Below are 10,814 nucleotides of genomic sequence, written 5' to 3'. Positions count from 1 at the left end.
GCTGGGAACCTACAAGTACCTTGACATGCACATGGCGATTGGATCGGCACTCAGCATGTTCGATAACAAGATCAGGCCCCACTTTGAAAGCGGCGTGAAGCTGGAAAGCGGAGGCGTCGACGCATGACTGAAGGGCCGGGCTGGTCAACGCTTCAGAGGGTTGTTTTCCCTCCGGAGTCGGGAGTGGACACGATGTCCCTTTACGCCGACGCCGGCCCGGCAACCGGGGTCCGCATGCGGGAAAGCGACGAATTCGCCCGCAACTCCAAGCCGGTTGAACAAAAGCTTCATCTTGTGGGGTCGAGTCCGAAGGAACTGCACTTCGACGATCTGCTTTCCCGCTATTCCGTCCGGGTCCGGTCCGGTGAACAGCTCTCGCTGGGAACCTACTTCAACGCCTTCCCGGCGAGCTACTGGCGCCGCTGGACCCACCTCCGGGAGGTGCGTCTGGTAGTTGAAACGTCCGGGCATGGTTCCATCAGCGTCTACAAGTCCAACGCGCGGGGAACCCTGCAACGGGTGGACGGAGCCAAAGTAAACGGGGAAACACGGACCGAATTCCACTTGTCCCTGAAGCCGTTCGGCGACGGTGGATGGTTCTGGTTCGACCTGGCATCAAGCAAGGGGGACTTGGTTCTTACCGAGGCTCGCTGGGAGGCGGCCTCCCAGCCACGCGCCGATGCGACAGTGACGATCCAGATCACCACCATGGACAAGCCGGACTTCTGCCTTGCCAATATCCGGGCGCTGGCCGAGCATCCTGAAGCGCTCGAGCTGGCCCGGGAGGTGCTCATCGTCGACCAGGGAACCAAAAAAGTCGCGGAGCTGCCGGGCTTCAGTGAGGTCGCCGCTTCGATCGGGCCGAAGTTGCGGATTATCAACCAGGCAAACCTGGGGGGATCCGGGGGCTTTGCACGGGGCATGTATGAGGCAGTGGAGAACGAAAGCGACTACGTTCTCCTGCTGGATGACGACGTCGTCATAGAGCCCGAAAGCATCATGCGGATGATTGCTTTTGCCGGGCTTTGCAAGCGCCCGACAATCGTCGGGGGCCACATGTTTGATCTGTACAGCAGAAGCACCCTCTATTCGATGGGCGAGACAATCGATGCCCGCCGGTTCTCGCCCAGCCAGCCGCATCAGGACATGCAGATGCGTCACGATTTCAGTGTTTCCAACCTGCGACAAACCCCTTGGCTGCATAGGCGTTTCGACGTCGACTACAACGGGTGGTGGATGTGCCTGGTCCCCACGTCGATTATCCGCGATATCGGGCTACCCCTCCCGTTGTTCATAAAGTGGGATGACTCCGAGTATGGTTTGCGGGCCCAAGCTGCGGGTTACAGGACCGTCTCCCTCCCCGGCGCGGCCCTGTGGCATATATCGTGGATTGATAAGGACGACCTGGTTGGGTGGCAGGCCTATTTCCACAACCGAAACCGCCTGATCACGGCGCTGCTCCACAGCCCGCTTGCAAAGGGCGGCAACGTACTTCGGGAGTCATTCCAGGAAGACGTCAAGCACCTTGTATCACTTCAGTACTTCACTGCGCACAATAGATTGTCCGCCCGGGATGACCTCCTGAGCGGCCCCGGGCATCTGTATCCCACACTGCGCACCAAGTTGGCGATGATCAACGGGATGCGTGACTCCTACTCGGACGCAAGGATGCACGAGGACGTCGACTCCTTTCCTGCGCCGGCACTTGGCATGGGACTGTCCACGGCGACGAATCCCGGGATGCCCGCCAAGAAGGACATGGTGAAGTGGGGTTTGAAGACAGTCGCCCGGCAGCTGTTACGGGAGCCGGGCCGGGAGTCCCTGGAGCGCCCGCAAGCCTATCTGGCCCATTTGGACAATCGTTGGTTCCGCATTGCCCATTACGATTCCGTCATCGTTTCAAACGCTGAGGGGACGGCGGCATCATGGTACAAGCGGAGTCCCACAAAGTTGAAAACCATGCTCAAGCGGGCGGGACTGCAACATGCCCGGCTGTATTGGAACTGGGACTCCCTCGCCAGGACCTATCGGGCCGCTTTACCTGGGTTGGTATCCATGGAGGCGTGGCGTAGGACCTTCAACGAAGATCCTACGCCGGAGAAGGAACGGACTTCCCCTGCCAGCAGGGCAGGCGGCAGTTAACTCAGCGCATCCGTGCTAGGGCTGGTCTCCGCCCGGGGTGCCGGCTTGATGGCCAGAAGCCGGTAGACGCATACGCCACCTGCTGCCAACACCGCAATATAAGCAAGCGTGAGCAGCTGCCAGCCGCCCGGCGGTTGCCACAAAGGCTCGAACATCTCTGTCCAGTTGACGTGGGCCTGGATGCCGATGGTGTACCGCCTCAGGCCTTCGAGGAATACATATGTGTGTGCCAGGATGCCCAGGACCAGACCCCACCGCACCAGGGATTTCGTCCAAGGGGTGACTCTGTATTGGCGGAACCGGGTTGCAACGCCGGCGGCAAGGATGAGCGTGACGACCATAGCCAGGGTATAACGGCCCTGCCAGATCCAACCGAGTTGCTCGCTCGTAGCTGCCTGCAGTGCCAAGGGCACGATTATTACGGTCAGGGTCAAGAGTGCCATTGCCCAGCGGCCCCGAACCGGGCGCGCGGTGTAGGCGAGGATGAGCATCGCGCCGAAGCCCAGTACCCAGGTATACAAAGCCGCAGGAGGAGGCAGGGTGTCAATCCACCCCAGAACGCCCACATACTCCACCATGAAGAAGACTGTCTTGTCGAGCATTGCGACGGCGGCTACGTCCGACGGTATGGGGGCGCCGGTGAGCAGGCTTTCAAAACTTTTGGCTGAGCTGACCCACCATAAAGCAAACAGGCTGGAGAGCGCGATTCCCGCCAGTGCGAGCTGAAAGCCCCTGATCTTCAGGGTCTGCAGAAACGTGTTCAGCCTGAAGCAAATCACCGCTGAGAGGGCAGCGATGGCCAACCAGAGAAGCGAAAGCGGGCGGGTGTGGGCCAGCAGTGCCCCGGACAACGTCAGCGTAACCAAGAGCAGGCGGCTGATGGGGACTTTGCCCGCTGATTGCTCCAGGATGGCGCACAGAGTCATGAACAAGGCAGCAGTGGACGCAATTTCCAGGGCGCTGGGGTTAATTGAACCAGTGAGGAAAAAGACGGCAGGGGTCAAGGCAACTGAGGCGGCGATGACTGGCCGATGAAAGCGGCGCAGGGACGACGCCGCGCAAAAGATGGCGGCCAGGAAAAAGGCCACCAGCCAGGTGCTGATCAACCGCATGGCGTAGATGGCCGCTTCACCGCTGAGTCCCCGGCTTCCAAGCCCGACGATTCCGTAATACACGGGGTTGTAGTTGCCGGCGGACGTCGTGGCGGCTCTCCACCCTCGGTCTGTTGCGTCAATGGGCTGTGCGCAGGCTGGCGTCACGTCGGACTTGTGGGCGAAGCATTTGTAATCGTGCAGATCGGCGATGTAGCCGGGAACGCTTACCGTCAGCTGCTCTCCCTGCTTGCCAGTGGTGTTGCCGCTGAACTGACCGCGGGCAACGGCCGCTGCTTTAATGGCATGGGCCGGTTCGTCCGGAATGGACATCAAGGGGGAGGCGAAGGTCCAAAGGCTTCCAATGCAGCCGAACAGCAACCAGGCAACCAGCAAAACGCGGAGCGGCGAGGGTCGTTTTTGCGTTGTCGAGGAGAGTCTGGGCGCCGGAGTCAACAACGAGGTGATGGATTTATGCATGATAGGTTTAACCATACTTTGGAGGTGACCACTTGGAATCTCCGCGCCTAAACCCCCTGGAGGACAAACACACGATGCGCAGTTCTGCCTCTGGTGCATCGTCATCGTCCCAAGACTCGCCTGCGGTACCCCCTTTGGTCCCGGGCTTCGCGCTGGGACTGTACCAAAACGCCATCGTCAGGTTCCTTTTGGTCGGCGGTCTGTCGTTTGCACTTGACTTGGGCCTTTTGGTGCTTCTCTATGAAGTCTTCGGGGTTGCCCTCTGGTTGGCTACGCCCATCGCTTTCATCGTCAGCCTCATTTTCAACTTCTTCCTGCAGAGGGTCTTCACTTTCCGTGCGACCAACAAGGGAAGTATCAGTGCCGTCAAGTATCTGCTCCTGGTCGTCTTCAACATAGCGGTCAGCGACGTCATTGTCATTGGCTTTGATGCCCTTGGCTGGTCCTACGTTATTGGCAAAACCACTGCGACGATCCTGACCACTGTCTGGAACTACTTCCTTTACCGGCACTGGATATTTCAGCGGGTCGCCCAGGACCCTGCCGCGGCCGAGGAACCTGCACAGGACTGAGGCGTCCGCTCTCTTCTTCCCTGCTGATCCATGCAAGGTTGAGGCAGGCCAAGGTTCGAACGCCGTCAGTCGAGATGGGCACGGATGTGGCAGGAAGCCCTCCGTAGATGGGCTCCTGCCCGGTACATCGTCAGCATGGAAGAGTCGGCGCATTCAGCATCGAACCCGCATTCGGATGCCAACTTCGTCCGCCACCGATCCTGCCGCGCAGCTGAGTCGCTAAGCCTCCAATGACCCCGCACCCCAGCCAGCGCAGGCTGGCCGGCTGTCTTCGCTCTTCCAGCGGCCCAGGGCAACACAACGTTTCCTGTCTGAGGTCCTGCCCCTCAGGAACGCTACCCGTCGGTTCGTCGCCCGTACCACCTGCGCCCCAAATATCCCTTATGCGGCACGGGGACGGGTGTGACATTGGCGCACCTGTCAGCGCCCGGGTCCGTCCGTCCCAACTATGGACAAGGCACGGCCGGAGTTCCGGGCGGCAAGGAGAGCTACGGGGCGGCGTGGGAGCGCGGCGGTTCAACCGCCTGTCCGGATTCCGCACCAATATCAGCAGCGGAAGCAGGCGTCGCGATCCTGCCAGCCGGCTCTGTTTGGCGTTTCCTTCCGGAGGGAACGTTCCGGAAGCTGGACCCGCCGGCCCGGTCCACCAAGGGGTAGCCGCCGTGGAGGTATCGGAACAGCAGCAGTGCCGCGAATGCCGTTACCAGCAAGTAGGCAATCGAGAGGGGGAGCCAACCAAGCGGAGGATGCCAGTCCGGCGAAGTGAAGAGCGTCTGCCAGTTTGCCACTTCACTGATGCCAACCACATACCGGCGCAGGACATACACGAAGGTAAGCGTGTGGCAGAAGACAACCAGCCAGAAACCAACCCGCGAAAGCTGAAGGGCCAAGGGGTTGCTCCCGAACCGGAGCTTGCGCAGGCCCAGGCCGACGGTAATGAAGAGAACGACGATGAGGGGAAGCGTATAGCGTCCCTGCCAGATGAAGCCCATGCCGCGCCAGAGGGCTGCCTGCAGAACGGCCGGTACGAAATAGAGCATTGCCAGGGCGACCCAGTAGCCGGTCCAATGCCGAAGAGGCCGGACGCAGAAGGGGAGCAGCAAGGCCGCCATCATGAGTCCTCCCCAAATAAGTGTCACCAATTCGGGCGCGGGCGTATCAAGCCACCCCATGATGCCGATGTACTGGGGGAAGAAATCGTAGGTGCGGTCCAGCATGATCATGAAGCTGCGGTACAGGGGGACATCCGGCTGGGGGTTGGCGATGCCTTCCGGCGCCACACCGACGTTCGCTGGTCCATTGGCAGATACATACATCCACAGGAAACCCAGCAGGGCACCAGGGACTGCCAAACCAACCGCGGTCAGGACTCTTTTATCCTTCAGCACCGTCCAGGTATGCCGTAGTTTGAAGGAGCAAACGCCGATGACCAACGCGCACAGCAACCAAACAAGGGAAATTTGGCGGGCATTGGCAAGTGCAACGGTCGCGACGGCTACAGTAACCAGCGCCGGGATGACCCGTTTAGTGTTCCGCCAGTTATCCAGAACCACCACGAACCCCGAGAACGCCGCCATTGTGGCGGCAATCTCCAGCGCGTTCGGGTTGATTCCTCCGCCAAGGAACAGGACCATGGGCGTCATGGCCAGCGCAGCCACCAGTACCGGGTACTTCGGGCGCCGCAGTTCCGTAAGTGCAGTAAATCCTGCGGCAAAGAAGACAGCGCAAAGCGCGGCACTCACCAGGCGCATGGCGTAAAGTGCGGGGGCGCCGGACAGGACCAGGGTCGGCAGGCCCACGACCCAGTAGTACATCGGGTTGTAGGAGCCGGCGGAAGTTACCGCAAGGTTGGTGAAGGTATCGTCCGCATATATTGGTGCGGCGCAGTCGGCCGCCTGGCCGCGGTTGAACTTGTAGCAACTTTGATCGTGGAGGCTGGCTATGTAGTTGGGCACCCGTACATGTACACCGTGTCCAAAGGAGGTGCCTTCTTCTATCAAAACCTGCCCGCGAACCACTGCAGCTGCCCGGATGGTGTGCGCCGGCTCATCCGGGACAGCCATCAGGGGAGTGGCAGCGGACCACAGGCCGAAGAGAAGGAAGAAAAGCGCGGAAAGTAAACCGAAAGTCGGGAGTGGCCGCGGCAGGGAACGTCGTCGAACATTTTCAAACAGCATTGTCACTGTCCACCTCCCATGGCGCTTATCAACGCCATACCCTCAGTTACGGCCTTTTTGCTCGGGGACATGACGAAAGCGAAAGCGTTGGCGTTCTTCTGGGCTTCATCGCCCAGAACGCTTTCGCCGAATGACCCCGCGAGCCTGCTAAGGGCCTCCTCGGAGTACTCCCTGCAGATATGCAGGTAAATGACGGTGGCCAAGGCGTAGCCGGATTGTCCGTCCAGCGATTGAGTGACGGCACGCTCCGTAGCCTCAACCCTGCCGGTACTGACGGCATCCACTACGGAGGAGGCCCCCAGGGTGCGCGTTTTTCCGCCGAAGACCAGTTGTGCTGCAACGAAGCGGTTGCCGATAATGCTGCCATCGAGCACAGACAGCCCGCCGTCCGTTTCATCCAGTTCGTTGGCCAGTGCCAGCGGCGGTGAGGCCTTCTGCCCAACGACGTCGGACGGCCAGGCATCTGCAGCGTCCATCTTCCAGTTCGTGCCGTCTTCCTGGCCCAGGTAATCGTTAACGGAACGCGCGGTATCGGAGGGTCCCTTTTCCACCAGTACCGTGATCGCCATATCCGGCATGGTGGTCTGCGGGTTAAGGGCCACAAGGAGGGGATCATTCCAACGTTTAACTTCTCCCCGAAGAATCGCTGCAAGCGCCGGGGCATCCAGGACAACTTCGTTGACGCCCTCGATATTTGTTGCCACGCCCACGGGCAACACCCCGGCCGCTAACGACAGGGCACCATCAGATGTACACATTCCCCGTACCGTCGATGCCTCATCCTCCGGAAGGGGAGCCGATCCCACGGCAAAATGGGCTTGACCGTCCCGGAAGGCCTTGATTCCTGCCGCTGATCCGTCCGGGGAATAGCTGACGGACGTACCCTTTACGGTGTCGCGCCACGCCAGCCCCCAGGCGCTCACCGCACCTTGCCCGGATTTGCTGCCGATCCCGATGAGGGTCCCCTGGATGGTTCCCGGCGGGGTGGTGGAACATGAAGCCACGGACAAAAGTGTGGACAGCAGGGCCAGGGCCTTGAGTCGTGTAATTCGGCGAGAAACGGGATTCACCTTTACAGCCTAGTGTGCGGTTGGTACAGGTACGGGCACCGGAGCGTCGAACAGCCGGAGGTCATTCGCATGCCGGGATACGGTACAGCTTCGCTCCCGGGCCTTGTTCATCCACCAAGGTGAAACCCGGCGCTTCCTCGACATCGGTGACGCCGGGGTAGTTCCGGGATCCTGGCAGGTCGATCAGGTACCGCGAGCTGAAGTCCAGGACGAACTGCACGTTCTTGTTTTTCACAGCGGCACAGACAGCAGGATCGTCAGGCGCGGTTTTGAGTCGTTCGTTGATGACGCCCGTTTCCGGATCATCCGCTGCAAAAAGGTGGGCGGTGAGGACCTGTCGCCCGGCGTATGCGTAAGCGAGGGAACTTCCGTTCCATGGGTTATTTGCGACGACGGCGTCTTCAGGCACGTGGTCCGGAAGCCGCTTCAATAGTGCCAGCTCGTCCGGGGTCACCAGCTCAGATGCCGGGTCGAACCGATAAACCGTAGCGGCACCATTGATGTACCGCGAGAGGGGGCCTGCAGCGTTGGCAAAAGTAATGAACACAACAACGCTGGCGGAGGCCATGCCGATCGCAGCCCGACCTGTCCCGGAGCGCCTTCGCCCGAGGGCGGCGACGGACCGCCGGTAGAACGCAGAGCCCTGCCACCAGTCCCAGAGCCGCAGGCCGCCGACCACGGCCAGCGGCGTTGCGAGAAGCGGGAGAAGGGCGGCCAGCCGGTAAGTGTCCTGGTACCAGGTGCCCACCAGCGCATCCCGCATCCAGCCTTTGGGGAAGGAGGCTGCCACCACGTAAAGGCCGCCCACCACCGCATAACATGAAGCCAGCCAACGTAGCTTTCGGAGTTCGAAAACGGTGATGAGCCCGAAGACGGACAGAACTGCGACTGCAATCGCGGGGATGGCGGATTGCATGGGACTGACAGTCAGAATTTCCCCGATAGCCGCTCCGGGCTTAACCGTAGGTCCCCAATTGTCGTAAGGGGCCGGGCGTAACTTGAGCCACAACATGGCCGCAACCAGAAGCGCAACCAGGCTTCCGGCAGTGAAAAGCCACATTCGGACGTCGGCCACATGCCAGGCAAGCCGCCGGGCAAGCTTCCACCACAGCAGGGCCGCTATCGGAAGGCTGATGGCAAGGGTCGAGTTGATCGAACTCGTGTGGGCAAAGGCGAGACCAGCAAGCGAAAGGGCAAGGGAAGCCGTCCAACTGACCAAGGGATCGGTGCGGGTCCGTCCGTGGCGCATAAGTGCCACTACGGCCGTAATGGCCACGGGCATCATGCTGAGGGCCATTGCGTAGGGAAAGAGCGGCCCCCACACAATCATGAGGAACGGAAACGCAACCTGGGCTGTGGAGACGGTTGAGGCAACAATCAGGGCGGCAGGCCTCTGTGAAACTGTCTTCGCTACCAGGAAGAGGCAGGACGCCGGCCAGACCACTGCCGCGATGACCAGATTGAGGGCGTTCTGCGCAACCGCTATGTCACTGCCGGTCAATTGCACCATGAGGGCGGCGACGGAATGCCATGCCGCCGGGTAAACGGCGTCGAGGCCGTCGACGCCTTGTACTGAAGCGAGGGTCAGGGATGACGCGTTGCCTGTGTCCAGGATGAACCGGATCCCGTTCAGATGGAACACGTTGTCGAAGACCTGTGCAGGGTGCTCCGGTGAACCGACCAAGCGGACAAAGCGCCAGGTCACTGATATGGCTGCTATGGCCATGGCTGCAGCGGTGAAGAACAGGACCTGCCGGCCGGGTACATGGGTAAAGCGCAAAGGTATGCGGCGCGTCACCAGCAGGGCAATTGCGGCAAGCACCACGGCGACGGCGAGGAAGGGAATGACACTCCAGGGCACTCCCGCCAGACCGCCAACGACGCCGGCCAGTCCCACCGCCGCAGTCGAGTGGAGGGGAGCGAATGCCAGTATCCCGCTGAGGCGGAATTTGAGGCATGCTCCGATCAGGGCTCCGGGGATGTAAAGAAGCAGGACTGCAACAACAACCGCCGGGGCGATAGCCACCCAGCTCACAAAGAAGCTCCCTCTACCTTGTCATCGGGTTTCCTGTCCCGAAGCAGTTGCAGGATGGCCCGGGCCTGGATGGCGGTTACCGCGACTTCCCCGATAACCAAGCCAAGGGCCCCGCCTTGCCCGCCCATGACCGTCGAAAGGAAGATCATGGCCGGCAGACCGACCACAGCTCCCACTATCGTGCTGACGAAGACAACCCTCATGCGCTTTGCGGGCACCAGCCAATGAGCCCCGGTTGAGGTTGTTACGCAGACGAGGAGGAACGACAGGCCGAACCAAAAACACGTCCAGAAATCCGCTGCCAATGCCGGGCCGAACAGCAGCGAACTGGCCCAGGGCCCGAGGACGGCCAATATCAGCCATCCACTGGCACCAAGTCCGCTAAGCGCCAGAAGTGAGAACCGCCGCCTTGCGGAATGATCGGCACCATATTCACTGACCCAGCCTTGAAGGCTGTTGCCGAGCGCGGCGGTTGCCAGTTGTCCTATCCGGTACAACTTCTCAGCGGAGACAAACGCGGCAAGGCCGGCTGCTGAAGCGGCGAACTGGACCACCAGGACAGGCGTCGATGCATACGCCCCTGCCGCCATGGTTATCCCCGATCCCGCCCGCAGCCCCCAGATTTCCCGAAGGATTACGGGAAAGGTCAGGCCTTTGAAGTCGCTTCGTTCTGTGTGGTCCTTGTTGAACCAAAGGGTGCCGGCAAGACCGAGGAGAAGCAGCGCCAAGGGGTATAAGTAGATTTCCCCGGTGGAAAACAGAAGCGGTATAACGCCAAGCGTGGCCAGCATCCGGGGGACAACGTCATACTTTGCGATCCGGCCGGCATGACCGGTCGCTATGCAGTACCACGCGGGGGTGAGCCCTGCTGCCGCCTGCGCGCATGCCATGAGGAAAGCAACCCGGAACTGGCTGATGCCGCTCGTCAATGTCAGGGCAAGCGCCATGAGGGGGACAGTGCAAACGAACATGAGTGTACGGGTAACGAAGCTGACGGCGTAGTGCCGCCGTCGGACGCTTTCCAGGCTGGCAGAGGCAACCTGGGCCGGCCCGGTCAGAGGCCAGCCCAGGCCGATGACGATCGCGGCGATGGCACCGACCGCCTGGCCTACCGCCAAGGAGTTCCAAGCCGGTGTTCCGCCTACCCTTGCAATGATGGGCAGGAGGACGAACGAGGCCAAAGATGCGAGCAAAGGTAACCCGGCGAATGCGGCTATCCTCTTGATCATCATGCGGTCATCCCGGCT

7 protein-coding genes and 1 pseudogene are annotated in these 10,814 nt (G+C 60.9%); 3 read left to right on the top strand and 5 right to left on the bottom strand.

Annotated features, from left to right (window positions below):
* Both RIF72_RS18000 and RIF72_RS17995 read left to right on the top strand, forming a co-directional pair.
* Positions 1-127: pseudogene (locus tag RIF72_RS18000) on the top strand (UDP-galactopyranose mutase); the annotation flags it as partial.
* A complete protein-coding gene (locus RIF72_RS17995) occupies positions 124-2,142 on the top strand; it encodes a glycosyltransferase (protein WP_309076196.1) in 2,019 nt (672 codons plus the stop codon). The pseudogene RIF72_RS18000 and the gene RIF72_RS17995, both read left to right, overlap by 4 nt.
* Here the strand turns inward: RIF72_RS17995 and RIF72_RS17990 are convergent.
* A complete protein-coding gene (locus RIF72_RS17990; RefSeq protein WP_309076195.1) occupies positions 2,139-3,713 on the bottom strand; it encodes a DUF2142 domain-containing protein in 1,575 nt (524 codons plus the stop codon). The two genes, RIF72_RS17995 and RIF72_RS17990, sit on opposite strands and share 4 nt — an antisense overlap.
* Positions 3,714-3,787: 74 nt before the next feature.
* Between RIF72_RS17990 and RIF72_RS17985 the strand changes: the two genes are divergently transcribed.
* The gene (locus tag RIF72_RS17985; protein WP_309076194.1) at positions 3,788-4,285 is read left to right on the top strand and encodes a GtrA family protein; all 498 of its coding nucleotides are present in this window, start codon (positions 3,788-3,790) and stop codon (positions 4,283-4,285) included.
* Positions 4,286-4,773: 488 nt separating this feature from the next.
* Here RIF72_RS17985 and RIF72_RS17980 read toward each other — a convergent pair whose 3' ends face one another.
* From RIF72_RS17980 to RIF72_RS17965, 4 genes are all read right to left on the bottom strand, one after another.
* The gene (locus RIF72_RS17980; RefSeq protein ID WP_309076193.1) at positions 4,774-6,462 is read right to left on the bottom strand and encodes a DUF2142 domain-containing protein; all 1,689 of its coding nucleotides are present in this window, start codon (positions 6,460-6,462) and stop codon (positions 4,774-4,776) included.
* Positions 6,463-6,464: 2 nt separating this feature from the next.
* Positions 6,465-7,532, bottom strand: a complete 1,068-nt coding sequence (locus tag RIF72_RS17975) for a substrate-binding domain-containing protein (protein ID WP_309076192.1) — start codon at positions 7,530-7,532, stop codon at positions 6,465-6,467.
* Between the two features lie 61 nt (positions 7,533-7,593).
* Positions 7,594-9,567, bottom strand: coding sequence for a DUF6541 family protein (locus tag RIF72_RS17970; RefSeq protein WP_309076191.1), 1,974 nt, complete (start codon positions 9,565-9,567; stop codon positions 7,594-7,596).
* Positions 9,564-10,799 (bottom strand): polysaccharide biosynthesis C-terminal domain-containing protein, encoded by a 1,236-nt coding sequence (locus RIF72_RS17965; protein ID WP_309076190.1) that lies wholly within the window; start codon positions 10,797-10,799, stop codon positions 9,564-9,566. Before RIF72_RS17965 ends, RIF72_RS17970 begins: the two co-directional genes overlap by 4 nt.
* Between the last annotated feature and the right edge of the window lie 15 nt (positions 10,800-10,814).

It is taken from the genome of Paenarthrobacter sp., from assembly GCF_031180005.1.
Classification (GTDB): Bacteria; Actinomycetota; Actinomycetes; order Actinomycetales; family Micrococcaceae; genus Arthrobacter.
Note: the sequence above shows the minus strand (reverse complement) of the source record. Positions and strands in the feature narration are given on the sequence as shown.

Excerpts from the sequence above, each read along its gene's own strand:
- RIF72_RS17995 (WP_309076196.1), top strand. The coding sequence starts at position 124 with ATGACTGAAGGGCCGGGCTGGTCAACGCTTCAGAGGGTTGTTTTCCCT.
- RIF72_RS17990 (WP_309076195.1), bottom strand. The coding sequence starts at position 3,713 with ATGCATAAATCCATCACCTCGTTGTTGACTCCGGCGCCCAGACTCTCC.
- RIF72_RS17985 (WP_309076194.1), top strand. The coding sequence starts at position 3,788 with ATGCGCAGTTCTGCCTCTGGTGCATCGTCATCGTCCCAAGACTCGCCT.
- RIF72_RS17980 (WP_309076193.1), bottom strand. The coding sequence starts at position 6,462 with ATGCTGTTTGAAAATGTTCGACGACGTTCCCTGCCGCGGCCACTCCCG.
- RIF72_RS17965 (WP_309076190.1), bottom strand. The coding sequence starts at position 10,799 with ATGATGATCAAGAGGATAGCCGCATTCGCCGGGTTACCTTTGCTCGCA.